Genomic DNA, 26,952 nt, shown 5'->3' with positions numbered 1-26,952 from the left:
CGGCGAAAATCAACAAGGGGAGGGGTTGTTCGCCCATGGATCTGGCACCCTATCGCAAGCATCGGCGCATCCTGACCGCGAGCCTCGTCGGCACCGCGGTCGAATTCTACGATTTCTATATCTATGGCACCGCCGCCGCTTTGGTGTTCGGGCCGCTCTTCTTTCCGTCCGAATCGCCGTCGGCGCAGCTGATGCTGAGCTTCATGAGCTTCGGCCTCGCCTTTTTTGCGCGGCCCGTCGGGGCGGTGGTGTTCGGCCATTATGGCGACCGGATCGGGCGCAAATCGACATTGGTCGCGTCGCTGATGCTGATGGGCATTTCGACGCTGCTGATCGCTTTCCTGCCGACCTATGCGATGGTCGGCTGGGTCGCGCCGCTGCTGCTCTGCATCCTGCGCTTCGGACAGGGCTTCGGGCTGGGCGGCGAGTGGGGCGGAGCGGCGTTGCTCGCGGTCGAGAATGCGCCGCCGGGCTGGCGCGCGCGTTTCGGCATGGTGCCGCAATTGGGCGCGCCGGTGGGGTTCATCGCGGCGAATGGCCTGTTCCTGCTGCTCGGGCTGGGCATGAGCGATGCCGAGTTCGCCGCATGGGGATGGCGCATCCCCTTCCTGCTGTCGGCGATCCTCGTCGGACTCGGGCTGTGGGTGCGGCTCAAGATCGGCGAGACCCCCGATTTCGCCGAGGCGCTCGAACAGGATCGCCCCGTCGGGGTGCCGATCGGCGAGCTGGTCAAGCATCATCTGCTGCCGACGCTCGCGGGCACCTTCGCGGTCGTCGCCTGTTTCGCGATCTTCTACCTCTCGACCAGCTTCGCGCTCGCGCATGGCACGACGACGCTCGGTTATCCGAAGGAGCAGTTCCTGCTGATCCAGCTCGGCGCGATCCTGTTCATGGCGGTAGGGATTATCGTCGCCGGTTACTGGAGCGACGCGGCGAGCGCGCAGAAAGTGCTGACCTGGGGATGCGGCGCGACGATCCTGATCGGCTTCCTGTTCGGGCCGGCGCTGGCGTCGGGATCGTGGTGGCTGATCTTTGCCGGACTCGCGTCGGCGCTGTTCGTGATGGGGCTGGTCTATGGCCCGCTCGGCGCCTGGCTGACCGGGCTGTTCCCGGTCGAGGTGCGCTACACCGGCGCGTCGATGACCTTCAACGCCGGCGGCATTTTGGGCGGCGCCGCCGCACCGATCGTCGCGCAGGCGCTCGGCGACTGGCGCGGCACCGGGGCGGTCGGGCTGTATCTCGCGCTCGCCGGAGTGATCAGTTTCGGCGGGCTGGCGATGGTGCGCGGGCGCCCATCCTGAATCCTCCCCACGGCTACGCCGCAGGGAGGATCTATACGGAACGCAGCAGCGTCAGCTTCGCTTTGCCAACCTTGCGTTCGGCATCGATCTCGAAGCCCGCGACCTCGACGGCCTCCTTCTCGCCAGTTTCGACCGAAACCCAGGTCTCGGGCGCGATCCAGCCGAGGCGGTTCAATTTGTCGAGCGCGACGCTGCCGGCGCCGGTGGCGTATGGGGCGTCGAGCAGCAGCAGGTCGTAGCTGCGTTTCGCCGGGCCGAGGCTGAGCACCGATCCGGCGCGCACATCCGCACGCGCGGCGGCGCCAAGCGCGGCGAGATTGCCCGTCAACGCATCGAGCGCGTCGCGATCCTGCTCGGCGAACAGGCAATGCTCGGCGCCGCGCGACAGCGCCTCGATGCCGAGCGCGCCTGATCCCGCGAACAGGTCGGCGACGTGGAGCCCTTCGAAGCTGCCGAGGCGGCTCGCGAGCATCGAGAACAGGGTCTCGCGCGTGCGGTCGGCGGTCGGCCGCGTCGCATCGCCCTTGGGCGCGATCAGCTTGCGGCCGCGCCATTCTCCCGAAATCACACGCATCAGGGCTTGCCCGAACCGAGGTGGCGGCGGAATTTGAACAGATCGTCGCGCGGCACGACGTCGACATCGCCCATGCCAAGCCCTTCGAGGCTGAACTCGCCGTAACGGGTGCGGATCAGGCGGCTGACCTGCAGCCCGAAATGTTCGAGCACCTTGCGCACTTCGCGATTCTTCCCCTCGGTCAGCGTCATTTCGACCCACTGGTTGCGCCCGGTGCGGCGTTCGAGGTTGGCGATGATCTTGCCATAGCGCACGCCCTCGATCTCGATCCCCATCGCCAGTTCCTCGAGCTGGACCTGGCTGATCTCGCCAAAGGCGCGGGCGCGATAGGTGCGTTCGACCCCGCTGGCGGGCAGTTCGAGCTGGCGCTTGAACTCGCCGTCGTTGGTCAGCAGCAGCAGCCCCTCGGTATTATAGTCGAGGCGGCCGACGGGCATCAGGCGCGGCAGGCCCTTGGGCAGCAGGTCATAGATCGTCTTGCGCCCCTTGGGATCGCGCGCCGCGGTGATGCAGCCCGCGGGCTTGTGAAAACGATAGAGTCGCGTCGAGACCGGCTTGGCGACCGGATTGCCGTCGACGGTCAGCCCTTCCAGCGAGGTCAGCAGCGGCGCCGGGTGCACCACGATCTGGCCGTTGAGCGCGATGCGCCCTTCCTCGACCATGCGTTCGACGTCGCGGCGCGATCCGACGCCAGCGCGGGCGAGCAGCTTGGCGATGCGCTGCGGGCCGTCCTCATGCTCGGGCTCGGCATCCTTGGCTTTGCGCGGGGGCGCGGCGACGCGCGCGGCGCGGCGGCCGCGGAGGGCATCGGGCTTGTCGTCGGCGGGGCGCGCGGTGCGCGGCCCCGATCGGGGAGGGCGGGGTGATTTCATGGGAACGGAAACGGCTTTCTTGTCGTTATTCGGGGCAAAGTGTTGCGCTGTGACCACGCTCATAGCCGGAAATGCACCGCTTCGTCGATGGTGCGCAAAAGCCGGCTTGCAGGAAGGGTATCAGCGCGTCATGTCGCCGATAAAGGGAGTCATCATGCTGTTCGCGCCCCGCCCGTCGTGCATTAAGCGGCTGCTGGTCATCGAGGATGACCCGCTGGTCGCGTTCGACAATGAGCGGACCCTGAAACACAGCGGTTACGACGTGATCGCCTCGGTCGATTCGGGTGAGGCGGCGGTGGCGCTGATGGCGGTCGAACAGATCGACGCGCTGGTGCTCGACCTCGGACTCGCGGGCGACATGACCGGGCGCGACGTCGCGCGGCTGGCGCGCGATCGCGGCATCGCGGTGCTGCTGGTGACCGGCCAATGCCCCGAGGATGCCGCCGACATCGCGCTCGCCTGCCTGAACAAGCCACACAGCGCGTCGGCGCTGGTCGCGGCGCTGCGGGCGCTCGAGGCGATGAGCTGCAAGAACGAGGCGCCGCCGCGCAAGGTGAGCGGGCTGACGACATATTGGCGGCCCGAGGCGGCGTAAGCCGAACGGTTCAGCGCTGGGCCGCCAAATAGGCGCTTCCAATTTGACCCCGAGGCTTTAGGCCCGTCTTCGAGGTTCCGCGTGGCGGGAAGGGGAGACGAGCTTGCAGCCTGAAACCGTGACGCCGCCGCGCCAGAGCTGGTCGGACAGTATCCGCCCCTATCTTCAGCGCGCGCCGCTGGCTGCCTTGCTTCTCGGCATTTCGTCGGGCTTTCCCTTTGCGATGATCGGGGCGACGCTGACCACGCGACTGGCGCAGGACGGGTTTCAGAAATCGTCCATCACCGCCTTTTCGCTCGCGTTCCTCGTCTATAATCTCAAGCCGCTATGGGCGTGGGTCGTCGATGCGGTGCGCCTTCCCGTCATCGGTCGTCTCGGTCAGCGCGTGTCGTGGCTGATCCTGACCGCAGCGCTGGTGATGCTCGCGGTGGGCAACCTCGCGCTGGTCGATCCAACCAACGTCGGTGGGTCGCCGGTGGGCCAATTCATGCAATTGTTCGGACTTGGCCACGAAGGCGAATTCGCCGCGCTGTTCGAAATGGCCGTCGGTGCCGTCCTCGTCGGCTTTGCCGGCGCGACGTTCGACGTCGTCATCGACGCCTATCGCATCGAGATTCTCAAGCCCGAACAGCTTGGCGTCGGGTCGGGCATGTCGCAATATGGCTGGCGGCTGGGTTCCGCAGGCGCGGGCGGGCTGGCGCTGTTTCTGGCGGCACGACAGGGGTGGGAAGCGGCTTATCTGGCCTGCGCGCTGTTCGCCCTGCCGGCCGTGATCGCCGCCTTCTGGGTCGGCGAGCCCGAGCGACACCGCGACGCGGTGACCCGCGAGGGGCGTCCCGGCATCGTCGCCGGCATCGTCGGCCCGTTCACCGAATTTTTCAGCCGCCATGGCGCGTGGCTGGTGCTGCTGTTCATCCTTCTCCACAAGATCGGCGACACGCTGGGCCAGCTGACGCTGCGCCTGCTGCTCGATGACCTGGGATTCAGCAACGACGAGATCGCCATCTATGACGTCGGTATCGGTTTCTGGGCCTATCTGATCGGCATTTTCATCGGCGGCATCCTCTATGCCCGGCTCGGCATGAAGAAGTCGGTGCTGATCAGCCTGATCCTGATGGCGGTGAGCAATTTCAGTTTCGCGCTGCTCGCGATGGCGGGGCACAGCAATTGGGGCCTTGCGGGCGCGATTGGCTTTGAGAATATCGCGAGCGGGATCGGCGGCGTCGTGGTCGTCGCCTATTTCTCGGCCCTGTGCGACCTCCGCTTCACCGCCGCGCATTATGCGCTGATCAGCTCGGCGGCGAGCGTCGTCGGGCGCTTCCTGACGGGTACGACCGCGGGTACGATGATGGAGGAGTTCGGCAATGTGAACTTCTACCTCTTCACCGTCGTCGCGGCGTTACCGGGAATATTGCTGTTCTGGTGGATGATGCGGAGCGGGCTGGTCGACCTGTCGGTCGGCACAGCCGGCAAGGTGGATGTTGACCAGGAAGCCGCTCCCAAGCCGGTGGGCTGACCATGCTCTGGATCGGCGTCACCATCGCGCTGCAGGTCGCCTGCATCGTCCATGTCTTCCGCAACGGGCGGAACACGGCGTGGGTGATGGCGATCGCCTTCCTGCCGATGATCGGCATGCTCGCCTATTTCATCGTCGAGATCATGCCGAACCTGTCGCGCGACCGGCGGGTGCGGCAGGTGCAGGCGAATATCGCCGACAGCATCGATCCCGAACGCCGGGTGCGCGAGGCGCGCGACGCGGTCGCGTTCAGCGACACGATCGCCAACCGGCTGGAATATGGCGACGCGCTGATGATCCGCGAACGCTATGACGAGGCCTTGAAACAGTTTCGCGAGGCCGAGCGCATGTCGCCGCACGTCGACCGCGCGATCGGGATGCGGATCGCCGAGGCGGCCTATGACGCCGGCCTCGTCGCCGATGCGCTGGCGGCGCTCGACCGGCTACCCGAAACCGGATCACAATCGGAGCGCGACCGGCGCGATCTGCTGCGCGCCAAGGTTGCGGAGCTCGACGACCGCAGCGTCGAGGCGCTGACGCTGTATCGCGGCATCGTCGACCGCGTGCCCGGCGACGAGGTGCGCTGCCGGATCGCGGGGCTGCTCATTGCGGGCGGCGACAAGGCGGGAGCCCGGGCGATGCTGAACGAGGTCGAGATGCGCAAGAAGCGCACCCCGCCGGCGATGCTCAAGGCCAACGCCGACATGTATGACTGGGCAAAGCGGATGCTGGCCGAGCTGGGCTAGGGCGGCTTTTGGGCGTTCGTCGGCAAGTCGTCCCATGAATCCCGTTCGTGTCGAGCGTAGTCGAGACACCCTGAAGGCCGGCGCTCCCAAAGCGTGTCTCGACTACGCTCGACACGAATGGAAATGGGAGATGGCATTGAAATCCCTCCCCCAAACCGCCCCTCAAATCGGCACTTCGCCATTGGCGCCCAGCACCACCCCCGCGAGGTACAGCGACCCGCAGATCAGCACCTCGCCCGGCGGTCGGTGCGCCGCGATATGACGCAGCGCCGCCACGACATCGGCGCAGGGCTGTGCGTCGATGATCCCCAGATCGCTCTGTACCCAATGACAGAGATCCTTGGGATCGTGATGCTCGTGGCCGGGGATCGGCACCGCCTGGAATGATGCGATGCGGTTGGCGAAGGGTCGCAGGAAGCCCGTCGCGTCCTTGTTGCTCAGCAGGCCGCAGACGATGTGGAGCGGCGCATGGTCCTCGAGGGCGCGTCCGAGCGCGGTCCCCGCGTCGGGATTGTGACCGCCGTCGAGCCAGACGGTCGTGCCGGCGGGTAGAAGGCGGGTGAGCGGGCCGTCGGCGAGCTTCTGCATCCGACCCGGCCAGAAGGCGGTGGCGACGCCTTGCGCCACCGCGGCCTCGTCAGGGCGCGGATGCGGGGCGATGTTGAGCATCGCGATCGCGAGGCCTGCGTTGCGCTGCTGGTGCGCGCCGGCCATCCGTGTTTCGAGCAGGGCGGCGATCGAGCCGAATTTCGAGGTCCAGCGAAAGCCTTCGTCCTGTGTCTCGATGCTCCAGTCGCGCCCTTCGGAAAACAGCGAACCGCCAACGGCTTCGGCGCGATCCCCGATGATGCGCATAAGCGGTTCGGGATAAGCGAGCGTCGCGAGCGTCGCGCCGGGCTTGAAGATGCCGGCCTTTTCCCACGCGATGCGGACGGCGGGATCGCCGGGCGTGCCCGCCTCGGGCGCGAGCAGGAACGCCTCATGGTCGATGCCGAGCGAGGCGATGCCGCACACCGCGGGCGCCGGGATGACATTGGTCGCATCGAGCCGCCCGCCGAGCCCGACCTCGATGATGCAGTCGTCGGCGGGGGTCCGCGCGAAGGCGAGGAAGGCGGCGGCTGTCGTGATCTCGAAGAAGCTCGCCTGCAGGTCTTGGGCGACGTCGAGCACTTCTTTGAGCAGCGACGCCAGAGCAGCGTCGTCGATCAGCGTCCCCGCGATCCGGATGCGCTCGTTGAAGCGCACGAGATGCGGGCTGGTGTAGCTGTGCACGCGGCGTCCCTGCGCTTCGAGGATCGCGCGGAGATAGGCGCAGGTTGACCCTTTGCCGTTGGTGCCCGCGACATGGAAGGTTCGCGGGAGGCTATTCTGCGGGTTGCCGAGGCGTGCGCAAATCTCGGCGATGCGTTCGAGGCCGAGGATGTCGCGCCCCGGCGACAGCGCGGTGAGGCGGTCGAGCTGGGCCTGGACGGCGGGATCGGCGCTGTGCGCGTGGTCGGGCATGATCGTTGCTCTAAATCACTTCGTCATGGCGAGCGAAGCGAAGCAATCCAGGGCGGTTTATGCGACACTGGATTGCTTCGCTTCGCTCGCAATGACGATGTTGTGGTCGTCAGGCCGCCTTCTCGGGCGCCAGATATCCGATCAGGCGGCCCAGCGTCGCGGGCAATTCCTTGCGGTGCACGACCATGTCGATCATCCCGTGATCGAGCAGATATTCGGCGCGCTGGAAGCCTTCGGGCAATTTTTCGCGGATCGTATTCTCGATCACGCGTTGACCTGCAAAGCCGATCAGTGCCTTGGGTTCGCTGATCTGGACATCGCCGAGCATCGCATAGCTCGCGGTGACCCCGCCGGTCGTCGGGTCGGTCAGCAGCACGATATAGGGCAGCCCCGCCCGGCGCAGCCGCGCCAGTGCGACGGTCGCGCGCGGCATCTGCATCAGCGACAGCGTGCCTTCCTGCATCCGCGCGCCGCCCGCGGCGGTGATCGCGATATAGGGGGCACCGCGCCGCATCGATTCCTCGACCCCGGCGACAAAGGCTTCGCCCACCGCGACCCCCATCGAGCCGCCCATGAAGGCGAAATCCTGCACGCCGACGACCGCGGGATGCCCGCCGATGCGGCCAAAAGCGTTCTGGTAGGCGTCGCGGTCGCCGGTCGAGGCGCGCGCGGCCTTGATGCGATCGACATATTTCTTGGTGTCGCGGAACTTCAGCGGATCCTCGGGCGCCGGCGGCGCGGCGAGGATTTCGTGCAGGCCGCCGTCGAACAATTGCAGGAACCGCTCGCTGGCGCCGATGCGGTCGTGATGGTCGCAGCGCGGGCAGACGTTGAGATTGTCGGCCCATTCCTTGACGAACACCATCTGCTGGCATTCGCGGCACTTGTGCCAAAGATTGTCGGCGGTATCGCGCTTCGCCGCGAAGGGCAGGGCGTTGCGGACGCGTTCGAGCCAGCTCATGCGGCGATCTCCTTGGCGCTATGAATAGCATCGGCGAGGGTGCGGGTGAAGGCCTCGACATAAGGCGCAGCGGTGTCGCCATGCTGCGCGATGATGTCGATGAACGCCGAACCGACGACGACGCCGTCGGCGACCTTCGCGATTTGCGCCGCCTGCTCGGGGGTGCGGACGCCGAAGCCGACCGCGACGGGCAGGTCGGTCGCGGCTTTCAGCCGCGCGACCGCTTCGTCGATGCTCGCCTGCGCGGCCTGTTGCTGGCCGGTGATGCCGGCGACGCTGACATAATAGAGGAAGCCGCCCGCGCCATCGAGGACGGCGGGCAGGCGCGCGGGGTCGGTGGTCGGCGTCGCGAGGCGGATCAGGTCGACCCCGGCGGCGCGGAGCGCGGGACCGAGTTCGGGGTCTTCCTCCGACGGGATATCGACGCAGATGATCCCGTCGACCCCGGCCTTGGTGCATTCGGCGGCGAACCAGTCGGCGCCGCGCACCGTCATCGGATTGGCATAGCCCATCAGGACGAGCGGGGTGTCGGGATGGCGCGCGCGGAAAGCCGTCGCCATCGCGAAAATATCGGCGGTGGTCGTGCCTTTCGCGAGGCTGCGCAAATTCGCCGCCTGGATCGCGGGGCCGTCGGCCATCGGATCGGTGAACGGCATGCCGAGTTCGATCACATCGGCGCCGCCCGCGACGAGTGCGTCGAGGTTCGCTGCGGTATCGCCGTCGCCCGCGGTGATGAAGGCGACGAGCGCGGGGTGGGGCTTGGCGAAGGTGGTAGTGAAGCGGGTCACAACGCCACCCCCAACGCTTCGGCCACGGTGAAGATATCCTTGTCCCCGCGGCCCGAGCAGTTGACGATGATGATCTTGTCCCGGCCCAACGTCGGCGCGATGCGCTCTGCCGCGGCGATCGCATGCGCGCTTTCCAGCGCCGGAATGATCCCTTCGAGCTGGGTGAGTTTCTGGAAACTCGCCAGCGCCTCATCGTCGGTGACGGGTTCGTAGCGGACGCGGCCGATGTCGTGCAGCCAGCTATGCTCGGGCCCGATGCCCGGATAGTCGAGCCCCGCCGAGATGCTGTGCGCCTCGGTGATCTGGCCGTCTTCGTCCTGGAGCAGATAGGTCTTGTTGCCGTGCAGGATGCCCGGCCGCCCGCCGGCAAGGCTCGCGGCATGCTTGCCGTCCAGCCCTTCGCCCGCCGCTTCGACGCCGACGATCTCGACGCCGTCGTCATCCAGAAACGGATGGAACAGCCCGATCGCGTTCGATCCGCCGCCGACGGGGGCGATCAGCATGTCGGGCAGGCGACCCTCGGCCTCCAATATCTGCGCCCGCGCTTCGTCGCCGATCACCGACTGGAAATCGCGAACCAGTTCGGGATAGGGGTGCGGCCCGGCGACGGTGCCGATGATGTAGAAGGTGTCGTGGACGTTCGCGACCCAATGGCGCAGCGCCTCGTTCATCGCGTCCTTGAGCGTTTTTGCGCCGCTCTCGACCGCGACCACCTCGGCGCCGAGCAGCTTCATGCGGAACACGTTCGGCTGCTGCCGCGCGACGTCGACCGCGCCCATGAAGATCGTGCAGGGCAGGCCGAACAGCGCCGCGACGGTTGCGGTGGCGACGCCATGCTGGCCGGCGCCGGTCTCGGCGATGATCTTTTGCTTGCCCATCCTTTTCGCGAGCAGGATCTGGCCGATGCAATTGTTGATCTTGTGTGCGCCGGTGTGGTTGAGGTCCTCGCGCTTGAGGTAGATCTTCGCCCCGCCGAGGTGATCGGTCAGCCGCTGCGCGAGCCACAACGGGCTCGGGCGGCCGACATAATTCTTCAGCAGGTCGTCGAATTCGGCCTTGAACGCCGGGTCGGCCTGCGCCGCGCGATATTCGCGATCGAGGTCGAGGATCAGCGGCATCAGCGTTTCGGCGACGTAGCGCCCGCCGAATTGGCCGAAATGGCCGCGCTCGTCGGGGCCGGTGCGAAGGCTGTTGGGTGCGTGTGTCATCGGCCCGCCGCTTTAAGGAAAGCCGCGATCTTGTCCACATCCTTGACGCCCGGTGCGCTCTCGACACCCGACGAGACGTCGACGAGCGGCGCGTTGGTCGCGGCGATGGCCTCGGCGACGTTGACGGGCGTGAGGCCGCCGGCAATGCCCCAGTCGATGCTGTGTCGATGCCCGACGAGCAGCGACCAGTCGAAGCGCGTGCCGGTCCCGCCCGGCATCGCCTGCGCGGGGGCATCGAAGAGCAGCCGGTCGACGACGCCCTCATATTGCAGCGAGCGCGTCAGCGTCCCCGCATCCTTCAGCCCGACCGCCTTCCACGCCTCGGTCTTGGTGTTCGTCTTGACCGCGTTGATCCACTCGGGGGTCTCGTTGCCGTGGAACTGGAGGATGTCAGGCCGCACCGCGCTCCATGCGGCGCCGGTGAGTTGCGGCCCCGCGTTCACGAGCAGGAGTGCGACCTTGACGCCGCCTGCGGCGGCCTGCTTGCGCAACTCGGCCGCGGTGTCGAGATCGACGTAGCGCGGGCTGGGTTCGTAATGATTGAGACCGATGTGCGTGGCGCCGTGACGGATGGCGGCCTCGACCTCTTCGGACGTCTTGAGGCCGCAGATTTTGACGAGTGGAGGCATGGCTACCGGATGATCCAATGTCCGTTCGTGTCGAGCGAAGTCGAGACACGTCTGGCGCTGTGTTGGCGTGTCTCGACTTCGCTCGACACGAACGGGAAAGGGAGTGCGTGCAGGCCTAAAGCGTTGCCTCGATCTCGCGCGCTGCCAGGTCGGGGTCGGGCGACTGGCTGATCGGGCGGCCGACCACCAGGATCGACGCGCCGTCGGCCATCGCCTGCGCCGGGGTGACGATCCGCTTCTGGTCACCGGCGCTGCCGTTCGCGGGGCGGACGCCGGGGACGACGAAATAGCCGCCTGGCCAGGTGTTACGCGCGATCTTCACTTCCTGACCCGAACAGACGATGCCGTCGAGGCCCGATTCGCGCGCGAGTTTGGTCAGGCGGACGACCTGGTCGTGCGGGGTGCCGCCGACGCCGATATCTTCGAGATCGGGGGCGTCGAGGCTGGTCAGCACCGTGACCGCCACAACCTTGGTGTTCGTCCCGGCGGACGCCTTCGCCTCTTCGAGCATCGCACGGCCGCCCGCCGCGTGGACGGTGATGATCGCGGGTTCGAGCGGGCGCAGCGCCTGAATCGCCTTGGCGACGGTATTCGGGATGTCGTGGAGCTTGAGATCGAGGAAGATCGGCAGGCCGATCTTGGCCATTTCATGCACGCCATGATGGCCGTTGGCGCAGAAGAATTCGAGCCCGAGTTTCAGCCCGCCGACATGGTGCCGCACCTTCTGCGCCAGCGTCTGCGCGACGTCGAGGTGGGTGGTGTCGATCGCGAGATAGAGCGGCGAGGTCATGGCTTGTCCGTAGGAAAGAGGTCGGTCGGGGTGGCGGTCGGGGGAACGTCGTTCACCGGCGTCGCGGCAAGCGGCGCGGTCGCCGGGGCATCTGCGGGGCGGTTCGCCATCGCGCGCAGGTCGGAGAGCTGGCGCTCGCTATGGTCGAGGCGGCGTTTGAGCGACCAGCGCGCGGCGCGCAGCGCGATCCATAGCGGGACGCTGCCGATCAGGAACGAGACGAGGATCAGCACCGGTAATTTGGTGTCGAGCACCTGACCCGGCCAGATGGTGACGGTGATCGGGTTCCAGTTCGCCATCGAAAACACGACCAGCACCGCGGTGAGCAAAACCCAGATGATCGTCCGTACTATGCCCACGTCTGTTGCTCCTGTTCCGACCCCGCATGAGTCCTAAGCGAGTTTGGCGCGGGTTTCCAGAGGGGGGCGTGCCTTTGATCCTCCCTGCCGCGAAGCGGCGGGGAGGGGAACCGCTCGCGAAGCGAATGGTGGAGGGGCCGAAAGCTTGCACGGCGCCTGACGGCGTCGGCCCCTCCGTCAGCCCTGTGGGCTGCCACCTCCCCATCGCTTCGCGACAGGGAGGATTGAGCCATTACTCCCCGAACACCCGCGCGAAGATCGTGTCGACATGCTTGAGGTGGTAACCGAGGTCGAACAGCGCGGTCAGTTCGTCGGCCGACAGTTTCGCGGTGACGTCGGCGTCGGCCTTGAGTAGGTCGAGCAGTGACAGCGCGCCGTCGCTTTCCCACACCTTCATCGCGTTGCGCTGGACGAGGACATAGCTTTCCTCGCGGCTCGCCCCCGCCTGTGTCAGCGCGAGCAGGACGCGCTGCGAATGGACGAGGCCGCCCATGCGGTCGAGATTCTTCTGCATCCGTTCGGGATAGACGAGCAATTTGTCGACCACGCCGGTCAGGCGGCCCAATGCGAAGTCGAGGGTGATCGTCGCGTCGGGACCGATGAAGCGCTCGACCGACGAATGGCTGATGTCGCGTTCGTGCCACAGCGCGACATTTTCGAGCGCCGGGACGACCGCGCTGCGCACCATGCGCGCAAGGCCGGTGAGATTCTCGGTCAGGATCGGGTTGCGCTTGTGCGGCATCGCCGACGAACCCTTCTGGCCCGGCGAGAAATATTCCTCGGCTTCCAGCACTTCGGTGCGCTGCAGGTGGCGGACTTCGGTCGCGAGCCGCTCGATCGATCCGGCGATGACGCCCAGCGTCGCGAAGAACATCGCATGGCGGTCGCGCGGGATGACCTGGGTCGAGACGGGTTCGACCGACAGGCCGAGCTTTGCCGCGACATGCTCCTCGACGCGCGGGTCGATGTTGGCGAAGGTGCCGACCGCGCCCGAAATGGCGCAGGTCGCGATATCGGCGCGTGCCGCGATCAGCCGCGTCTTGCAGCGGTCGAACTCGGCATAGGCCTGAGCCAGCTTCAATCCGAAGGTCACCGGTTCGGCATGGATGCCATGGCTGCGGCCGATCGTCGGGGTCATTTTATGTTCGCGGGCGCGGCGTTCGATCGCGGCGAGCAAGGCGTCGAGATCGGCGAGCAACAGGTCGGCGGCCTGGCTGAGCTGGACCGCGAGGCAGGTGTCGAGCACGTCGCTCGACGTCATGCCCTGGTGCATGAAGCGCGCCTGGTCGCCGACATTCTCGGCAACCCAGGTCAGGAAGGCGATGACGTCATGCTTGGTGACCGCCTCGATCGCATCGATCGCGGGCACGTCGATGACGGGATTCGTCGCCCACCAGTCCCACAGCGCTTTGGCGGCATCCTGGGGTACGACGCCCACTTCGGCGAGCGCGTCGGTGGCGTGCGCCTCGATCTCGAACCAGATGCGGAACCGGTTTTCGGCCGACCAGATGGCGGTCATTTCGGGCCGGGCGTAACGCGGGACCATGGTTTTTCCTTCCTTTAGGATCAATTTATCGCGGAATCGGCGCGGAATCGCGACAGGGCGCGCCCTAGCAGGGACGGGCCGCCCCGCCAATCGCCACCGAAATGCAACTTACGCTTTTGGCGCGCGGTTGACCCTATGCCCCTTCAGGACAGCGGCGCGCAAGGCGAAGCGTCGCATCACAACAGGAGAAATATCATGTTGAAAACCATGCTTTTGATTGGCGCCGCCGCGATCAGTTTCCCCGCGCTGGCGCAGGACCAGCCCGCCGATCCGACCGCGCCGCCGGCCCAGACCGACAGCGCGCCGCCGGCAAGCCAGCCGTCCGAACCCGCGACCGAGGCCACGCAGCCTGCACCGGCGCCCGACGCCGCGCAGCCCGCGCCGACCCCGGCTCCCGATGCTTCGACAACCCCGCCGGCGAGCCAGCCCGCTCCCCCGGCTGGCGAAGCAACCACCGCGCAGTCCGCGCCGAGCGGCAGCGCCGCAACTCCGGCCCAGGTCGCCCAGATCGTCGATAAGGAGTTCCCCACCTATGACGCCGATTCGAGCGCCGAGCTCAGCGAAGTCGAATTCGCGGGCTGGATGAAGAAGCTGCGCAGCGCCAGCGAGCCGACGGTCGATGTCGAATCGGCCGAGGTTCAGACCTGGATTGGTCAGGCTTGGGGTGCTGCCGATGCCGACAAGAACGGCACCGTCAGCAAGGAAGAACTGACCGCGTTCCTGTCGCGCGGCGCGTAAGCGCCCCTGACTGGGTGGTGAAGCCGTCGGAGCGATCCGGCGGCTTCATCGCGTCTGGCCTTCATTCGGACGGCTGTTTCACCGCGATGATCGTCAACCGATGTTCCTGTCCGCCGCGGTCGGGCCACATGATCGACTGGCCGGTACGCAGGCCGATGAGTCCTGCCCCGACCGGCGTCAGGATCGACACGCGTCCCGCCGCGATGTCGGCAAAGGCGGGGTAGACGAGTTCGACCGTGCGCTGGGTCCCGGTCTTTTCATCGGTGAAGGTCACCTCGGACCCCATGGTCACGACATTGGCGGCAATCTTGTCGCGGCTGCAGATCGACGCACGGTCGATCTCGCCGAGCAGCATTTCATAAATGCGGTTCAGTTCGTGCTGCTTGTGCAGCGCGAGTTCGGTCAGCCGGTCGGCTTCGACGTCGATCATGTGGATCGCCGGACGCGCGGCGCGCGATTTGGTTTTGGTCTGGGTCATGGTGCGGACTTTCCGGATAAGGGCAGGCGCACGCAATCGTTCGCGCACGCGATCAAATTTTGTCGGAAATTTGCCCCGGGCTCGGGGCGAACGCGCCGGAACCCGGGGCTAGATGCCCGCGAGAAGTTGACCCCCGTGGAAACGGAAGCGGAGAAGGCCGCGTCGAATCTGCATAAAGGGATGATGTCCTGTGTGGCGGGGGAAGTCAAATCGCGGGTCTTCAGTCAGGATTCTAGAGCAATCCCATCGCGCGCATGCTGCGATAATCGGACCCGCCGATGATGATATGGTCGTGGAGGGTGATGCTCAGCTTCGCCGCCGCTGCCGCGATATCGCGGGTGATCGCAATATCCTGGCGGCTCGGTTCGGGGCTGCCGCTGGGATGATTATGGACGAGGATGATCGCCGCGGCGCCAAGCTCGAGCGCGCGCTTGACGACTTCGCGGGTGTAGATGGCGGACTGGTCGATTGATCCTTCGCTGACCAGTTCGTCGCGAATCAGCATGTTGCGCGTGTTGAGATAGAGGACGCGGACGCGTTCGATATCGAGCGGCCCCATGTCGGCGCGCAGATAGTCAAGCAGGGCATCCCAGCTGGAGAGCAGCGGACGTTCGGCAAATTCGCCCCTGAGCATGCGCAGGCCGGTTGCCTGGACGACCTTGAGCGCCGCGATCGCGCCGTCGCCGAGCCCGTCGACACGGCGCAGCGCATCGGGGTCGGCGGCGATCAGCTGTGCCAGCGAGCCGAACTCGCGGAGCAGCGCCTTGGCGAGCGGCTTGGTGTCGCGGCGCGGGATGGCGAGGGCGAGCAGATATTCGACGAGTTCGTAATCGGCGAGCGCCTCGCCGCCAGTGTCGAGCAAGCGCGCGCGCAGCCGCGCGCGATGTCCCGTATGATCGGCGTCCCCCATGGATCCGGAATAGCAGCTTGTGGGGCGCACTCAACGGCCATAAGGTTTGTCGCATATGGCAACGTCCTGTCTTTTGCAGCCAATTGCGCCATTTCGGCGTTATCTTTCAGCAAAGGGCGGACTCGCCGGGGCGCATGAGGATCGAATAAAGGCGCCATGACCGACTCCGTCGAAACAGCCAGAATGGTCAGGCAGCGTCGCCGCATCAAGAAGCGCTGGCTGACCGGCGCGGCGCTCGCGGTGCTTGTCGGCGGGCTGTGGCTGGCGCGCGAGCCGATCGCCGACCGCTTCGTGCGCGAACAGCTCGATTCGCTGGGCGTACCCGCGACTTACGACATCGAAGAGATCGGTTTTCGTACCGAGCGCATTTCCAATGTCGTCATCGGCGACCCCAAACGCCCCGACCTGACCGCGAAGGTCGTCGAAATCTCGCTCGGTTACGGTTGGAGCGGGCCTTATGTTTCGACGATCACCGCCGACGGCGTGCGGCTGTACGGGCGGTTCGCGGACGGACGGCTGTCGCTGGGAGCGCTCGACAAGTTTCGCGATCCGACGAGCACCGATCCCTTTGCGCTGCCTGACCTGTCGGCGGTGCTGACCGACGCGCGGGCGCGGGTCGAGACGCCATGGGGCAATGTCGGCGCGACGCTGAACGGGCGCGGGCATCTGCAGCGCGATTTTTCGGGGACGCTCGCGCTGGTGGCCCCGACGATCGATGCGGGCGGATGCCGGGGGGATGCGATCAGTTTTTACGGCCCCTTGACGGTGCGTGACCTGAAACCGCGTCTGAAAGGACCGCTGCGCGGGCGCGAAGTGCGCTGCGCCGAGGAAAGCGTCATCGCGCGCGCGCCGCAGGTCGCGCTCGACGTGACGCTGGGCGCCGACCTGCTGAGCTGGGATGGCAAGGCCGATGCGGCGCTGGCCTCGCTCGTCGCCGGCCCGGCGCGTGCCGAGCGGGTGGCGCTGCTCGCCGGGTTCAAGGGCAATGCCGACAAGACCGCGCTGACCTTCGACGGCGAGGCGCAGCGGTTGAGTGGACCCGAATTCGCCGCGAGCCGCGTCGACATCAACGCGACCGGCGAGGTCGGCAAAGCGGCACCTAAGCTTAAGGGCAGCATCGGCTTCGCGCGCGCTTCGGCCAGCGCCGGGCTGCGCCAGCGCATCGCCGCGAGTGCGAATGGACTGGCCGGCAGTCCGGTCGGACCGCTGGGCTCCAAGGCCAGCGGGGCACTGGCGCGGATGCTGGGCGACATCGGCGGCAAGGCCGATTTTGTGCTGGCGGGCGAGGGCAAGACCGCACGTATCGAACTGATCGGGCTCGATCTGGTCAGCGAAAGCGGCGCGCGGCTGACGGGAGGCGCCGACAGCCGGATCGGCTATCTATTCGCGGCCGCCGCGCCAGCTTTCGTCGTGCAGGGCCAATGGGCGTTCGGCGGTGGCGGACTGCCCGAAGGCACACTCGATCTCGACCGCCGCGCCGACGGCACGCTGTCCGGCCTGGCGCGGATTGAGCCCTATGTCGCCGAGGGTTCGCGGCTGGCGCTGGCGCCGGTGCGCTTCTCTGGCGGGGCAGGCGGGATGATGCGCTTTGCAACGGTGGCCGAACTCACCGGCCCACTCGCGGGCGGGCGTGTCGAGCGATTGCGCGTGCCGATCGACGGCGTGCTGGCGCCGACCGGGGCGCTGGCGCTGAGCGGTGGTTGCACGCGGATCGCCGCCGACCGCATCGACGTCAGCGGCTTCCGGCTCGCCGGGCCGGCGGTCGACTTGTGCAGCCGCGCAGGCCAGCCCCTGCTCGCGGCGGGTCCCGACGGGCTGCGCGGACAGATCCGCATGCCGCGGCTGGCGCTGCGCGGGACGAGCGGGAGCTCGCCCTTCTCGCTGGCGTCCGGGGCCGGCGAGTTCGACCTGACGACGATGCGCTGGTCGCTGGCGGGCGCCGATGTCCGTCTGGGTGAAGGCGACGGCGTCACCCGGTTCAGCGCCGAACGGATCACCGGCGCGTCGACGCCGAAGGGGCTCGCGGGCGACCTCGTCGGCGCGGCCGGCAAGATCGGCGCGGTGCCGCTCGACATGAGCGAGATCGGCGGGCGCTGGACCTGGACCGGCGGCGTGCTTGGGCTCGACGGGTCGATCGTCGTGACCGACGCGCTGCCCGAACCCGACGCGCGCTTCTTCCCGCTGATCAGTACCAACGCCGCGCTGCGCTTCGCCGATGGCCGGATCGACGCGACCGCGGGCTTCGCCGAACGGCGGAGCGGCGCGCATGTGCTCGACACCGTGATTCGGCACGAACTCGGCAGTGGAACCGGATTTGCCGATCTGAAGGTTCCCGAATTGCGCTTTGGCGACACTTTTCAGCCGGACCAACTCACCCGTCTTGCGCTGGGCGTCGTCGCCAATGTGCAGGGATCGGTGGTCGGCGATGGCAGGATCGACTGGTCGCCCGCCGGGGTGACGAGCCGCGGCACCTTTGCGACCGCGAACAGCAATCTCGCCGCCGCCTTTGGTCCGGTCACCGGCGCGACGACGACGCTGACCTTCGACGACCTGATCGGTCTCCATTCGGCGCCGAACCAGAAGGTCCGGCTCGCCGAACTCAATCCGGGAATTCCGGTGAAGGACGGCGAGATCGAATATCAGCTGCTCGGCGACAATCGGGTGCGGATCCAGGGCGGCAGCTGGCCGTTTGCCGGCGGCACGCTCGAGCTGCATCCGACGACGCTCAATTTCAACGCCGATCAGCCGCGACGGCTGACCTTCGATCTCGTCGGGGTCGATGCGGCGATCTTCCTGCAGAATTTCGGGTTTGAAAATATCAACGCGACGGGCAAGTTCGACGGCACCCTGCCGGTCGAGTTCGACGGACTCGGCGGACGGATCGTCGGCGGCCGCATCGACGCGCGCGATGGCGGCGGAACGCTGGCCTATGTCGGCGAGCTGACCAACCACGACCTTGGCGTGATGGCCAATTTTGCCTTCGGGGCGCTGCGCAGCCTCAAATATGACGACCTCACCATCGTCCTCAACGGCGACCTCGACGGCGAGATGGTCACCGACATCCGCTTCGGCGGCATCGGGCAGGGCGAAGGCGCGACGCAGAACTTCATCACGCGCCAGGTCGCCAAGCTGCCGCTCGTGTTCAACATCAAGATTCAGGCGCCGTTCCGCCAGTTGATCACATCGGCCAAGGGCTTTTATGATCCGACCGTCTATATCGAACAGAATCTGCCGGCGCTGATGCAGGCGCAGGAAGACGCCAAAGCCGCCGCCGCGAAAAATTCGACCGTTCAGCCTCCAGCAAGCGAGCCCGTGCAATGAAGAGAACAAGAAGTGAAGCGAGGAGGCGGGCCGGGATCGGTCGGTGTCTTGCGGTAACGATCGGCGCGGCGGCTCTCACCGGCTGCGTGCAGATCGAAACCCCCGACAAGCCGATCGAGATCAACCTGAATATCAACATCAAGCAGGAAATCGTGTACCGGCTTGATGGAGATGCCAAAAAGCTGATCGAACAGAATAGCTCGATATTCTGACAGGGAAAAAATATGATGACGAAGATTTGGAAACCCACCGGAATTGCGATGGCCGCCCTGGCTGCGACCGCCGCCGTGGCGCTGATGGTGCCCGCGGCGATGGCGCAGCGCGACCCCGCTTATGAGGCCGCCCGTTCGGCGGGGCAGGTCGGCGAGCAACCCGACGGCTATCTCGGCTATGCCTCGACCCCGACCCCGGCGGTCCGCGCGATCGTCGACGACATCAATATCAAGCGCAAGGCCGCCTACACCAGCGGGGCCCCGGCAGGCAGCACGGTCGAACAATTCGCTTTCGTCACCGGTTGCAATTTGATCGCCAAGACCAAGCCGGGCGAGAAATATATGGCGCCCGACAAGAGCTGGAAGACCCGTGACGCCGGCGCGCCGGTTCGCGATTCGCGCTGCCCCTGATTTTTCGGAACGACAAGGGCGCCTGCGGGCGTCACATGCCGCCGCGCCCCTAAACGCGGCGGCATTTTTGTGCGCCCGCCCGGCGCCATTTTTGTGCAGTTGCGCACAAGCATTGACTTAATGGGGCGTCATTCCTAAACGGACCGCGCCTTAGGGGTCCCCCGATTTTTCGGGCCTTTTTTCGCAGGCGGAACCGGAGCTTTCCGGCGCTGTTTCAGGAGGATGGCGGGAAATGACGGGGAACGGCAGCGATCCGGAACCAGCTTCGGAGGATTCGCGCCTGGTCTCGCTCGAAGAGCGATTGGACCGGGCCGAAGCCGCAGAAGCAAAACGGAACGCGGTGAACGCCGGACCGGAGACCGATGCCAATTACAAGCTCGGTAACCGCGTATTGGCGGAATTGCTGGGCGGCATCGGTGGCGGCGCGTTGGTCGGTTGGACGATCGATCATTTTGCCGGCACTGCGCCCTGGGGTCTGTTGGTGGTGCTGTTCCTCGGAGTGGCGGTCGCCTTCAGAAACATATTTCGAATTGCCAATATTCGGCCGACAAAGCCGGATTGAAGCTGGTTTGACTGGGATTTAGGCGAGGTATCGCGTGGCGGATCAAGGTAAAGTGGACCCGATGCACCAGTTCGAGGTGCAGAAGATGTTCGACATGTTCCATGTCGGGGGTCACGAGGTCGCTTTCACGACGAGTGCGATGTGGATGATCGTCGCCGGCCTGCTTTTGTGGGTGTTCATGATCGGCGGCATGAAGCGTCAGCTCGTCCCCGGTCGCTGGCAGGTCGCGGTCGAGGGTTTCACCGGCTTCATCTCCAGCATGATGAACGCGAATATCGGCCCCGAAGGCCGCAAATATACGCCCTATGTCTTCTCGCTCTTCATGTTTATCCTGATGCTCAACCTCATCGGCCTCGCGCCGCTCGGGCTGTTCGGCGTCCATCCCTTCACCGTGACGAGCCATTTCACGATCACCGGTTTCCTCGCGATCCTCAGCTTCGCGATCGTGCTGATCGTCGGTTTCTGGCGCCACGGCCTGCATTTCTTCTCGCTCTTCGTCCCGCACGGCACGCCCTGGTGGCTGCTGTGGCTGATCCCGGTGATCGAACTCGTGTCGTTCATGGTCCGCCCGTTCAGCCTCGCGCTGCGACTGTTCGTCGCGATGACCGCCGGTCACGTGCTGATGAAGGTGTTCGCTTCGTTCATCATCGATGGTCTGGCCGCGAGCCCGGCGATCGGCATCGGCGTCGGCATCCCCAGCATGGCGCTGATGGTCGGCATCAGCGGGCTCGAGCTGCTGGTCGCGGGTATCCAGGCCTATGTTTTCGCGTTGCTCACGTCGCTCTATCTGAACGACGCGATCAACCTGCACTGATTTTTCAACCGTTTAACTAACGTTTTTCCCAAGGAGTTTATACAATGGACGTTCAAGCAGCTTCGCTCATCGGTGCCGGTCTGGCCGCCATCGGCGCCGGTATGGCCGCCATCGGTGTGGGCAATGTGTTCGGCAGCTTCCTCGAAAGCGCGCTTCGCAATCCGGCAGCTGCCGACGGCCAGCAGGGCCGCCTGTTCATCGGCTTCGCGGCTGCCGAACTTCTGGGTCTGCTGTCGTTCCTGATCGCGATCCTGCTGTACCTCAAGGCAGCCTGATTTCGTCGGCGGGGCGGGCGTTTCGGCGCCCGCCCCGCGACCGCTTTCCTCTTTGTTCGTTGAGATAGTCCATGCCTCAGATCAGCCAATTCGCTGAAAACTGGTATGCCGCATCGCAGATTTTCTGGGTGCTGCTGACCTTCGGCTTCGTTTTCCTTGTCATCGGCCGCGGCATGCTGCCGAAGATCGAGGCGACGGTGGACGCGCGCGACCGCAAGGTTGCCGACGATCTCGCGGCGGCAAAGGCGGCGCATGCCGCCGCCGACAACCTCGAGGAAAGCTATCGCCAGCAAAGCGACGCCAGCCGCGCCGCCGCGCAAAAGGCGGTCGCCGACGCCAAGGACAAGGCCGCGAAGGACGCCGAAAAGCGTCTCGCCAAGGTCGATGCCGAACTGGCGGACAAGCTGGGTGCGGCCGAAGCCGATATTTCGGCGGCGCGCACCTCGGCGATGGCCGAGATCGAATCGGTCGCGGCCGAGGCGGCGACCGACCTGGTCGCCAAGCTGTCGGGTGTGAAGATCGGCGCGGCGGATGCCAAGTCGGCGGTGAAGGCGGTGCTCCATGGCTAATCTTGCTCTGATCCTGTCCGAAGCCGCGGGCGAGACGCACGTCGAACCGGCGTCGTTCGGTTTCATCGACGCGACCGTCTGGGTCTCGATCGCGATGGCGATCTTCATCGCCATCCTGCTTTGGAAAAAGGTGCCGGCGCTGGTCGCGGGCATGCTCGACAACAAGATTGCCGAGATTTCGAAGCAGCTCAAGGAAGCCGAGCAGCTCCGCCTCGACGCCGAATCGCTGAAGGCCGAATATGAAGCGAAGCTCGGCGATGCGGCGAAGGAAGCCGACCAGATGCGCATCCGCGCCGAAGCCGAGGCGGAAACGCTGGTGACCAAGGCCAAGGCCGACGCCACCGCGCTGATCGCGCGCCGCAAGCAGATGGCCGAAGACCGCATCGCGGCAGCCGAAGCCGGTGCGCTCGCCGAGGTTCGTGCGGCGACCGCCAAGGCCGCAACCGATGCCGCGGCGAAGCTGATCGCCGACAAGCATGACGCCGGGGCCGACAAGGCGCTGGTCGACCAGGCGATCGCGGGCGTCGCCAAGGGCTGAGCCCGGGCGATAGTGCCGACAACAAGGCGCCCGCGGATTTCCGCGGGCGTTTTGCTTTGGGGTGCTAGGGGATGGTGAGCCCCGTGGCCCACGCCTTGGTGGCGGGACAGGCGTCCATCGCGTGGCCATAGCTTTCGCGCGCTGTGGTGCGGGCGATGTAAGCGCGTTCGGTGTCGCCGAGGAGGTAGCCGATCGTGCGCTGGGCGAACTGCAGCGCGTAGGTCACCGAGATGTCGGCGGCGGTGAAGCGGTCGCCTGCGATGTAAGGCGTCTTCGCCAATTGGCGGCTGACGAGGCCGAGGCGGCTTTCGAAGACGTCGCGCGCCCATCGGGTGGTCCAGTTCGCCTGCTCGGCCTCGGGAGCGAGGATGATGGTGGCGACGATCGCGTTGATCGGCCCGGCAAGCCCGGCCTCGCCCATGTGCAGGAATTGCAGATAGGTCGCGAAATCGGCGTCGGTCGGCGCGGGTGCGAGCGGGCTCGGGCCGTGCCGCGCGAGCAGATATTCGAGGATCGCGATCGATTCGACCAGCACCGTGTCGCCGTCGACGATCGCCGGGATGAAGCCGGCGGGGTTCACGGCGAGGAATTCGGTGTCCTTCTCCAAGCCGTTAAGCAGATCGACCGGGCGCATGCGATAGGGCAGCCCCAGTTCCTCGAGCAGCCAGGCGACGCGGAAGCCGCGGCCTTCGCCATAGAGGGTGATCATCGCGTCCTCCTTCAGAACCGGATCATGATCCGCCGGGCGAGGGCGGGGGAGATGCTGTGGAGGGTCTGCAACAGCTTCACCATGCCGGCGTTGACCTCGCGCTTGTTCGACCGGATGCCGGCGACGATTTCGGCGGCGCAGTCGTGCGCGCTCATCTTCTTGCCGCTGCGGCCCGCGGTCATATTGGTCTCGACCACCGGGGGGAGCGCCTCGATCACATGGACGTTGCTGTCCTTGAGCAGGTGGCGGATCGCCTGCGTATAGCTGCGCAGCCCCGCCTTGGTCGCGCAATAGATCGATCCGCCGGCGCGCGGCGCGATGGCGAGGCCCGAGGTGACGTTGATGATCGCGGCCTCGGGCTGGGCGCGCAGCACCGGGAGCAGCCGGGTACACAGCGCGATCGGCGCGTCGAGATTGGTGCGGATGCAGTGCGCGGCGCTGTCGAGCGTGGCCGGGTCGTCGAGTTCATAGTCACTGCCGACCCCGGCGTTGTTGACGAGGATCGCGAGCGGCTTGCCCGCGACGCCGTCGACCACCGCATCGACGCCCGCCGCGGTCGACAGGTCGCCCGCGATGGTGCCGAAGCCGAGCGCCGCCATCGCCTGCAATTTGTCGGGCGAGCGGCCCGTGACGATGACGTCGGCGCCCGATCCCTGCAGTTGCAGCGCGATCTCGCGCCCGATGCCGTCGCTGCCGCCGGTAACCAGCGCCAATTTGCCGCGTATCTCCATCCGACCCCTCCGATGTCAATTTGCCTGTCACTTTACCTGTCACACTATGGCGGGTCGCATCGTCCTCGCCTACATGCAAAATCATGGCCCGCCCGAACGCTCCCGACCGATTCAACGAAGAGAAGGCGACCTATGTGATGCGCGGCGGCGACGGGGAGGGCGACCAGCCCGACCTCGAGCGCGGCGCGGAAGCGATCCGCAATGTCGTGAAGAAGCTGCCGACGCGGCCCGGGGTGTATCGCATGCTCGATGCGCGCGGCGATGTGCTTTACGTCGGCAAGGCACGCGCGATGAAGAACCGGGTGTCCAATTATACTCAGGTCGCGCGGCTGCCGCAGCGGTTGCAGCGCATGGTGTCGCAGACGCGCGCGATGGAGATCGTCACGACGACGAGCGAGGCCGAGGCGCTGTTGCTCGAGGCGCAGCTGATCAAGCGCTATCGCCCGCCGTACAATGTGCTGCTGCGCGACGACAAAAGCTTTCCCTTCATCCTGTTGCGCATGGATCACAAATTCCCGCGGGTGCAGAAGCATCGCGGCGCGCGGCGTGCGAAGGGGCGCTATTACGGCCCGTTCGCCAGCGCGGGGTCGGTGAACCAGACGCTCAACGCGTTGCAGAAGACGTTCCTGCTGCGCAGTTGCACCGACAGCTTTTTCGCCAACCGGTCGCGGCCGTGCCTGCTTTACCAGATCAAGCGGTGCAGCGCGCCGTGCGTCGGTCGTATCTCGACCGAGGATTATGCGCAGCTCGTCGGCGACGCGCAGGATTTCCTCGAAGGGCGGTCGATCGCGGTCCAGAAAAGGCTCGGCGATGCGATGACGCAGGCTGCCGAGGCGATGGATTTCGAGACGGCGGCGATCGTGCGCGACCGGTTGAAGGCGCTGACCTTCATCCAAGGGAGCCAGTCGGTCCACGCCGACGGGCTGGGCGATGCCGATGTGTTCGCGCTGGCGGCGAAGGGCGGGCAGCTCTGCATCGCCGGCTTCTTCATCCGCGGCGGGCAGAATTGGGGGCATCGCAGCTTTTTCCCGGCGCATGTGTCGGGGGTTCCCGAAGCCGAGGTGATGGCGAGCTTCCTGATGCAATTTTACGAAGGCGTGCCGCCGCCGAAGCTGATCCTCGTCGACCGCGAGCCCGAGGAATGCGCGTTGGTCGCCGAGGCGCTGGGCGAACTCGCCGAACGCAAGATCGAGATCAGCGTGCCGCAGCGCGGCAACCGGCGGCGGTTGCTGGAGCAGGCGGTGCGCAACGCGGGCGAGGAACTCGACCGGCGGCTCGCCGAGAGCAGTTCGCAGGCGAAGCTGGGGCGCGAACTGGCCGATCTGTTCGACCTCGACAATCCGCCGCAGCGGATCGAAATCTACGACAACAGCCATATCCAGGGCACCAATGCGCTGGGCGCGATGGTCGTCGCGGGTCCCGAGGGCTGGATCAAGGGCGCCTATCGCAAGTTCAACATCAAGCGTGCCGAGACCCAGCCGGGCGACGATTTCGCGATGATGGCGGAGGTGTTCCAGCGCCGCTTCGCGCGCGCGATCGAGGAAGACCCCGAGCGAACCAAGGGCGAATGGCCCGACCTGGTGCTGATCGACGGCGGCAAGGGGCAGGTATCGGCGGCGGGCGCGGTGCTCGCCGAGCTGGGAATCGACGACCTGACGTATATCGGTGTGGCGAAAGGGCCCGACCGCAATGCCGGACGCGAGACTTTCTATCATCCCGACGGGCGCGAATTCACGTTGCCGCCGAACAATGCGGTGCTGTTCTATATCCAGCGGTTGCGCGACGAGGCGCACCGCTTCGCGATCGGCGCGCATCGGGCGAAGCGGGCGAAAGCGATGGGATCGTCGCCGCTCGACGAGGTGCCGGGGATCGGTCCGGCGCGCAAGAAGGCGCTGCTGATGCATTTCGGCACCGCGCGCGCGGTGCGCGGCGCGAGCCTCGAGGATTTGCAGAAAGCGCCGGGCGTGAGCGCGGCGGTGGCGCAGGCGGTGCATGATTTCTACCACGCGGGACGGTGAGGAGAGCGGGACGATGGATTTTGGCGCGATGATGCCGCTGGCGGCGACGCTCGGGGTGACGATCCACGAAGGGACTAAGGAGCGCGTCGCGGGCAAGCTGCCGGTGCGGGCGGAGATCTGCACCGCTGGGAACATTGTCCATGGCGGCGCGATCATGGCGTTCGCCGATTGCCTTGGCGCGGTCGGCGCTTTCCTGACGCTGCCCGAGGGCGCCACGGGCACGACGACGATCGAGAGCAAGACCAATTTCCTCGGTGGCGGGCCGGTCGGGTCGGTGCTGGTCGGCGAAGCGACCCCGGTGAAGGTCGGCAAGCGCGTGTCGGTGTGGCAGACGCGCATTCGGACGGAAGAGGGCGCCGATGTCGCGCTGGTGACGCAGACGCAGCTGGTGCTTTGGCCAGCCTGAGCGCCGAAGCGATCGTCTGCGCGGTGCGCGCGCATGGCGAGCATGGCGCGATACTGCGCGCGCTGACGCGCGAGGCGGGGCTGGTCGCGGGCTATGTGCGCGGCGGGCGGTCGCGGCGGCTGCGCCCGATATTGATGCCGGGCAATCTGGTCGCGCTCGAACTGCGGGCGCGGACCGAGGAGCAGTTGGCGGGGGCGACGGCCGAATTGCTGGCGAGCCGGGCCCCGTTGCTGGCCGAGCCGCTGCCGTCGGCGGCGATCGACTGGGTGACGAGCCTGACCGCCGCGATCCTGCCCGAGAGCCAGCCTTACCCGGCGCTTTTCGATGCGCTGTCGGGGTTGCTCGATGCGATCGGGGTGGCGCCTTCGGCGCGGCTATGGGCGGCGGCGCTGGCGCGGTATGAGCTGTTGCTGCTCGCCGAACTGGGGTTCGGGCTCGATCTCGACGAATGCGTGGTGACGGGGTCACGGAATGGTCTGGCATTTGTCAGTCCGAAGTCGGGCGGCGCGGTGTGTGTCGAGGCGGCGGTCGGATATGAGGAGCGGTTGCTTCGCCTTCCGGCGTTCCTGCGGGGCGCAGGCGCGGTCGAGGCGATGGACGATGTACTAGACGGGCTGGCGATCACCGGGCATTTCCTCGACCGCGATCTGCTCGAAGGGCGCAACCGCGAACTGCTCGGCGTACGCGCGCGGCTGATCGACCGGCTCGGCAGGGCGGTTGCATAGCCCATTTGCCATGCCGGGCTTGACCTGGCACCCGCCTTTTCATCTTCAAGACAAGGCAGGCCCCGGATCAAGTCCGGGATAAGGAACAAGAAGGCCCGGCGGTGCCCCGCCAACGCGACGGTTGCGTCGCGCGCGCTCGCTGCCTAA

At 66.4% G+C, this 26,952-nt stretch carries 30 protein-coding genes; 16 read left to right on the top strand and 14 right to left on the bottom strand.

Annotated elements, in window-relative coordinates; translation table 11 throughout:
• Window positions 1-35: 35 nt before the first annotated feature.
• Window positions 36-1,301, top strand: coding sequence for an MFS transporter (locus tag ASD67_RS22345; RefSeq protein WP_056351878.1), 1,266 nt, complete (start codon window positions 36-38; stop codon window positions 1,299-1,301).
• 31 nt (window positions 1,302-1,332) lie between these two features.
• Here the strand turns inward: ASD67_RS22345 and rsmD are convergent, their stop codons facing one another.
• Both rsmD and ASD67_RS22335 read right to left on the bottom strand, forming a co-directional pair.
• A complete protein-coding gene (gene rsmD / locus ASD67_RS22340; protein WP_056351875.1) occupies window positions 1,333-1,875 on the bottom strand; it encodes a 16S rRNA (guanine(966)-N(2))-methyltransferase RsmD in 543 nt (180 codons plus the stop codon).
• Window positions 1,875-2,747 (bottom strand): pseudouridine synthase, encoded by an 873-nt coding sequence (locus tag ASD67_RS22335; protein ID WP_082545254.1) that lies wholly within the window; start codon window positions 2,745-2,747, stop codon window positions 1,875-1,877. The genes rsmD and ASD67_RS22335 overlap by 1 nt, the downstream gene beginning before the upstream one ends.
• Before the next feature lie 154 nt (window positions 2,748-2,901).
• On the opposite strand from ASD67_RS22335, the gene ASD67_RS22330 reads away from it, so the two are divergent.
• From ASD67_RS22330 to ASD67_RS22320, 3 genes are all read left to right on the top strand, one after another.
• The gene (locus ASD67_RS22330; RefSeq protein WP_056351872.1) at window positions 2,902-3,342 is read left to right on the top strand and encodes a response regulator; all 441 of its coding nucleotides are present in this window, start codon (window positions 2,902-2,904) and stop codon (window positions 3,340-3,342) included.
• Between the two features lie 103 nt (window positions 3,343-3,445).
• Window positions 3,446-4,858: an MFS transporter gene (locus tag ASD67_RS22325; RefSeq protein WP_082545253.1), complete on the top strand. Its 1,413-nt coding sequence runs from the start codon at window positions 3,446-3,448 to the stop codon at window positions 4,856-4,858.
• Window positions 4,859-4,860: 2 nt separating this feature from the next.
• Entirely contained in the window at window positions 4,861-5,604 is a 744-nt protein-coding gene (locus ASD67_RS22320; protein WP_056351869.1) for a tetratricopeptide repeat protein, read from the top strand.
• Window positions 5,605-5,766: 162 nt separating this feature from the next.
• Here ASD67_RS22320 and ASD67_RS22315 read toward each other — a convergent pair whose 3' ends face one another.
• The 8 genes from ASD67_RS22315 to purB form a co-directional block, all read right to left on the bottom strand.
• Window positions 5,767-7,107 carry a bifunctional folylpolyglutamate synthase/dihydrofolate synthase gene (locus ASD67_RS22315; RefSeq protein ID WP_056351866.1) on the bottom strand — a complete coding sequence of 447 codons (1,341 nt, stop codon included), beginning with the start codon at window positions 7,105-7,107 and terminating at the stop codon, window positions 5,767-5,769.
• Between the two features lie 109 nt (window positions 7,108-7,216).
• Window positions 7,217-8,068, bottom strand: a complete 852-nt coding sequence (gene accD / locus ASD67_RS22310) for an acetyl-CoA carboxylase, carboxyltransferase subunit beta (RefSeq protein WP_056351863.1) — start codon at window positions 8,066-8,068, stop codon at window positions 7,217-7,219.
• Window positions 8,065-8,856: a tryptophan synthase subunit alpha gene (gene trpA / locus ASD67_RS22305; protein ID WP_056351860.1), complete on the bottom strand. Its 792-nt coding sequence runs from the start codon at window positions 8,854-8,856 to the stop codon at window positions 8,065-8,067. The genes accD and trpA overlap by 4 nt, the downstream gene beginning before the upstream one ends.
• Entirely contained in the window at window positions 8,853-10,064 is a 1,212-nt protein-coding gene (gene trpB / locus ASD67_RS22300) for a tryptophan synthase subunit beta (RefSeq protein WP_056351856.1), read from the bottom strand. The genes trpA and trpB overlap by 4 nt, the downstream gene beginning before the upstream one ends.
• Window positions 10,061-10,693, bottom strand: a complete 633-nt coding sequence (locus tag ASD67_RS22295; protein ID WP_056351854.1) for a phosphoribosylanthranilate isomerase — start codon at window positions 10,691-10,693, stop codon at window positions 10,061-10,063. The genes trpB and ASD67_RS22295 overlap by 4 nt, the downstream gene beginning before the upstream one ends.
• Window positions 10,694-10,808: 115 nt before the next feature.
• Window positions 10,809-11,483, bottom strand: coding sequence for an orotidine-5'-phosphate decarboxylase (gene pyrF / locus ASD67_RS22290; RefSeq protein WP_056351851.1), 675 nt, complete (start codon window positions 11,481-11,483; stop codon window positions 10,809-10,811).
• Entirely contained in the window at window positions 11,480-11,842 is a 363-nt protein-coding gene (locus ASD67_RS22285) for a LapA family protein (protein WP_056351847.1), read from the bottom strand. Before ASD67_RS22285 ends, pyrF begins: the two co-directional genes overlap by 4 nt.
• Window positions 11,843-12,074: 232 nt before the next feature.
• A complete protein-coding gene (purB, locus tag ASD67_RS22280) occupies window positions 12,075-13,388 on the bottom strand; it encodes an adenylosuccinate lyase (protein ID WP_056351845.1) in 1,314 nt (437 codons plus the stop codon).
• Window positions 13,389-13,583: 195 nt separating this feature from the next.
• Between purB and ASD67_RS22275 the strand changes: the two genes are divergently transcribed.
• Window positions 13,584-14,126 carry a hypothetical protein gene (locus ASD67_RS22275; protein ID WP_056351841.1) on the top strand — a complete coding sequence of 181 codons (543 nt, stop codon included), beginning with the start codon at window positions 13,584-13,586 and terminating at the stop codon, window positions 14,124-14,126.
• A gap of 61 nt (window positions 14,127-14,187) precedes the next feature.
• Here ASD67_RS22275 and rnk read toward each other — a convergent pair whose 3' ends face one another.
• Window positions 14,188-14,604 carry a nucleoside diphosphate kinase regulator gene (rnk, locus tag ASD67_RS22270; protein ID WP_082545252.1) on the bottom strand — a complete coding sequence of 139 codons (417 nt, stop codon included), beginning with the start codon at window positions 14,602-14,604 and terminating at the stop codon, window positions 14,188-14,190.
• 232 nt (window positions 14,605-14,836) lie between these two features.
• Window positions 14,837-15,514 carry a RadC family protein gene (radC, locus tag ASD67_RS22265; RefSeq protein WP_056351838.1) on the bottom strand — a complete coding sequence of 226 codons (678 nt, stop codon included), beginning with the start codon at window positions 15,512-15,514 and terminating at the stop codon, window positions 14,837-14,839.
• A 156-nt stretch (window positions 15,515-15,670) separates the two neighbouring features.
• Here radC and ASD67_RS22260 point away from each other — a divergent pair, with 156 nt between their 5' ends.
• The 8 genes from ASD67_RS22260 (at window position 15,671) to ASD67_RS22225 (ending at window position 22,216) form a co-directional block, all read left to right on the top strand.
• Window positions 15,671-18,835 (top strand): intermembrane phospholipid transport protein YdbH family protein, encoded by a 3,165-nt coding sequence (locus ASD67_RS22260; protein WP_235535789.1) that lies wholly within the window; start codon window positions 15,671-15,673, stop codon window positions 18,833-18,835.
• 86 nt (window positions 18,836-18,921) lie between these two features.
• Window positions 18,922-19,047, top strand: a complete 126-nt coding sequence (locus ASD67_RS23840) for a YnbE family lipoprotein (protein WP_235535788.1) — start codon at window positions 18,922-18,924, stop codon at window positions 19,045-19,047.
• A 12-nt stretch (window positions 19,048-19,059) separates the two neighbouring features.
• Window positions 19,060-19,458 (top strand): YdbL family protein, encoded by a 399-nt coding sequence (locus tag ASD67_RS22250; RefSeq protein WP_156377831.1) that lies wholly within the window; start codon window positions 19,060-19,062, stop codon window positions 19,456-19,458.
• Window positions 19,459-19,690: 232 nt separating this feature from the next.
• Entirely contained in the window at window positions 19,691-20,020 is a 330-nt protein-coding gene (locus ASD67_RS22245; RefSeq protein WP_056351833.1) for an AtpZ/AtpI family protein, read from the top strand.
• A 61-nt stretch (window positions 20,021-20,081) separates the two neighbouring features.
• The gene (locus ASD67_RS22240) at window positions 20,082-20,834 is read left to right on the top strand and encodes a F0F1 ATP synthase subunit A (protein ID WP_056351830.1); all 753 of its coding nucleotides are present in this window, start codon (window positions 20,082-20,084) and stop codon (window positions 20,832-20,834) included.
• Window positions 20,835-20,878: 44 nt separating this feature from the next.
• On the top strand, window positions 20,879-21,109 hold the full coding sequence (locus ASD67_RS22235; RefSeq protein WP_037515205.1) for a F0F1 ATP synthase subunit C: 231 nt from the start codon (window positions 20,879-20,881) through the stop codon (window positions 21,107-21,109).
• A gap of 71 nt (window positions 21,110-21,180) precedes the next feature.
• Window positions 21,181-21,678: a F0F1 ATP synthase subunit B family protein gene (locus ASD67_RS22230; protein WP_056351828.1), complete on the top strand. Its 498-nt coding sequence runs from the start codon at window positions 21,181-21,183 to the stop codon at window positions 21,676-21,678.
• Window positions 21,671-22,216: a F0F1 ATP synthase subunit B family protein gene (locus ASD67_RS22225; protein ID WP_056351825.1), complete on the top strand. Its 546-nt coding sequence runs from the start codon at window positions 21,671-21,673 to the stop codon at window positions 22,214-22,216. Before ASD67_RS22230 ends, ASD67_RS22225 begins: the two co-directional genes overlap by 8 nt.
• A gap of 64 nt (window positions 22,217-22,280) precedes the next feature.
• On the opposite strand, the gene ASD67_RS22220 is transcribed toward ASD67_RS22225, so the two are convergent.
• The gene (locus ASD67_RS22220; RefSeq protein ID WP_056351822.1) at window positions 22,281-22,925 is read right to left on the bottom strand and encodes a glutathione S-transferase family protein; all 645 of its coding nucleotides are present in this window, start codon (window positions 22,923-22,925) and stop codon (window positions 22,281-22,283) included.
• Between the two features lie 11 nt (window positions 22,926-22,936).
• Window positions 22,937-23,656: an SDR family oxidoreductase gene (locus ASD67_RS22215; protein WP_056351820.1), complete on the bottom strand. Its 720-nt coding sequence runs from the start codon at window positions 23,654-23,656 to the stop codon at window positions 22,937-22,939.
• An 83-nt stretch (window positions 23,657-23,739) separates the two neighbouring features.
• Here ASD67_RS22215 and uvrC point away from each other — a divergent pair, with 83 nt between their 5' ends.
• Genes uvrC through recO form a run of 3 tightly spaced genes read left to right on the top strand, consistent with a single transcriptional unit; the run spans window position 23,740 to window position 26,805 of the window.
• On the top strand, window positions 23,740-25,674 hold the full coding sequence (gene uvrC, locus ASD67_RS22210) for an excinuclease ABC subunit UvrC (protein ID WP_056351818.1): 1,935 nt from the start codon (window positions 23,740-23,742) through the stop codon (window positions 25,672-25,674).
• 13 nt (window positions 25,675-25,687) lie between these two features.
• Window positions 25,688-26,080 carry a PaaI family thioesterase gene (locus ASD67_RS22205; protein WP_056351815.1) on the top strand — a complete coding sequence of 131 codons (393 nt, stop codon included), beginning with the start codon at window positions 25,688-25,690 and terminating at the stop codon, window positions 26,078-26,080.
• Window positions 26,068-26,805: a DNA repair protein RecO gene (gene recO, locus ASD67_RS22200; protein WP_056351812.1), complete on the top strand. Its 738-nt coding sequence runs from the start codon at window positions 26,068-26,070 to the stop codon at window positions 26,803-26,805. The genes ASD67_RS22205 and recO overlap by 13 nt, the downstream gene beginning before the upstream one ends.
• Window positions 26,806-26,952: the final 147 nt, after the last annotated feature.

It is taken from the genome of Sphingopyxis sp. Root1497 (assembly GCF_001427085.1).
Classification (GTDB): Bacteria; Pseudomonadota; Alphaproteobacteria; order Sphingomonadales; family Sphingomonadaceae; genus Sphingopyxis.
This window is presented reverse-complemented; position numbering and strand designations above follow the sequence as displayed.

Bases quoted from the DNA above. Each gene is read 5' to 3' on its own strand.
- ASD67_RS22225 (WP_056351825.1), top strand. From the start codon at position 21,671: ATGGCTAATCTTGCTCTGATCCTGTCCGAAGCCGCGGGCGAGACGCAC.
- ASD67_RS22335 (WP_082545254.1), bottom strand. From the start codon at position 2,747: ATGAAATCACCCCGCCCTCCCCGATCGGGGCCGCGCACCGCGCGCCCC.
- ASD67_RS22240 (WP_056351830.1), top strand. From the start codon at position 20,082: ATGCACCAGTTCGAGGTGCAGAAGATGTTCGACATGTTCCATGTCGGG.
- radC (WP_056351838.1), bottom strand. From the start codon at position 15,514: ATGGGGGACGCCGATCATACGGGACATCGCGCGCGGCTGCGCGCGCGC.
- uvrC (WP_056351818.1), top strand. From the start codon at position 23,740: ATGGCCCGCCCGAACGCTCCCGACCGATTCAACGAAGAGAAGGCGACC.
- ASD67_RS22345 (WP_056351878.1), top strand. From the start codon at position 36: ATGGATCTGGCACCCTATCGCAAGCATCGGCGCATCCTGACCGCGAGC.
- accD (WP_056351863.1), bottom strand. From the start codon at position 8,068: ATGAGCTGGCTCGAACGCGTCCGCAACGCCCTGCCCTTCGCGGCGAAG.
- ASD67_RS22230 (WP_056351828.1), top strand. From the start codon at position 21,181: ATGCCTCAGATCAGCCAATTCGCTGAAAACTGGTATGCCGCATCGCAG.
- ASD67_RS22235 (WP_037515205.1), top strand. From the start codon at position 20,879: ATGGACGTTCAAGCAGCTTCGCTCATCGGTGCCGGTCTGGCCGCCATC.
- ASD67_RS22330 (WP_056351872.1), top strand. From the start codon at position 2,902: ATGCTGTTCGCGCCCCGCCCGTCGTGCATTAAGCGGCTGCTGGTCATC.
- ASD67_RS22275 (WP_056351841.1), top strand. From the start codon at position 13,584: ATGTTGAAAACCATGCTTTTGATTGGCGCCGCCGCGATCAGTTTCCCC.
- ASD67_RS22250 (WP_156377831.1), top strand. From the start codon at position 19,060: ATGATGACGAAGATTTGGAAACCCACCGGAATTGCGATGGCCGCCCTG.
- ASD67_RS22315 (WP_056351866.1), bottom strand. From the start codon at position 7,107: ATGCCCGACCACGCGCACAGCGCCGATCCCGCCGTCCAGGCCCAGCTC.
- pyrF (WP_056351851.1), bottom strand. From the start codon at position 11,483: ATGACCTCGCCGCTCTATCTCGCGATCGACACCACCCACCTCGACGTC.
- ASD67_RS22215 (WP_056351820.1), bottom strand. From the start codon at position 23,656: ATGGAGATACGCGGCAAATTGGCGCTGGTTACCGGCGGCAGCGACGGC.
- ASD67_RS22220 (WP_056351822.1), bottom strand. From the start codon at position 22,925: ATGATCACCCTCTATGGCGAAGGCCGCGGCTTCCGCGTCGCCTGGCTG.
- ASD67_RS22245 (WP_056351833.1), top strand. From the start codon at position 19,691: ATGACGGGGAACGGCAGCGATCCGGAACCAGCTTCGGAGGATTCGCGC.
- rnk (WP_082545252.1), bottom strand. From the start codon at position 14,604: ATGACCCAGACCAAAACCAAATCGCGCGCCGCGCGTCCGGCGATCCAC.
- rsmD (WP_056351875.1), bottom strand. From the start codon at position 1,875: ATGCGTGTGATTTCGGGAGAATGGCGCGGCCGCAAGCTGATCGCGCCC.
- ASD67_RS22260 (WP_235535789.1), top strand. From the start codon at position 15,671: ATGACCGACTCCGTCGAAACAGCCAGAATGGTCAGGCAGCGTCGCCGC.
- ASD67_RS22205 (WP_056351815.1), top strand. From the start codon at position 25,688: ATGGATTTTGGCGCGATGATGCCGCTGGCGGCGACGCTCGGGGTGACG.
- ASD67_RS22295 (WP_056351854.1), bottom strand. From the start codon at position 10,693: ATGCCTCCACTCGTCAAAATCTGCGGCCTCAAGACGTCCGAAGAGGTC.
- trpB (WP_056351856.1), bottom strand. From the start codon at position 10,064: ATGACACACGCACCCAACAGCCTTCGCACCGGCCCCGACGAGCGCGGC.
- ASD67_RS22320 (WP_056351869.1), top strand. From the start codon at position 4,861: ATGCTCTGGATCGGCGTCACCATCGCGCTGCAGGTCGCCTGCATCGTC.
- purB (WP_056351845.1), bottom strand. From the start codon at position 13,388: ATGGTCCCGCGTTACGCCCGGCCCGAAATGACCGCCATCTGGTCGGCC.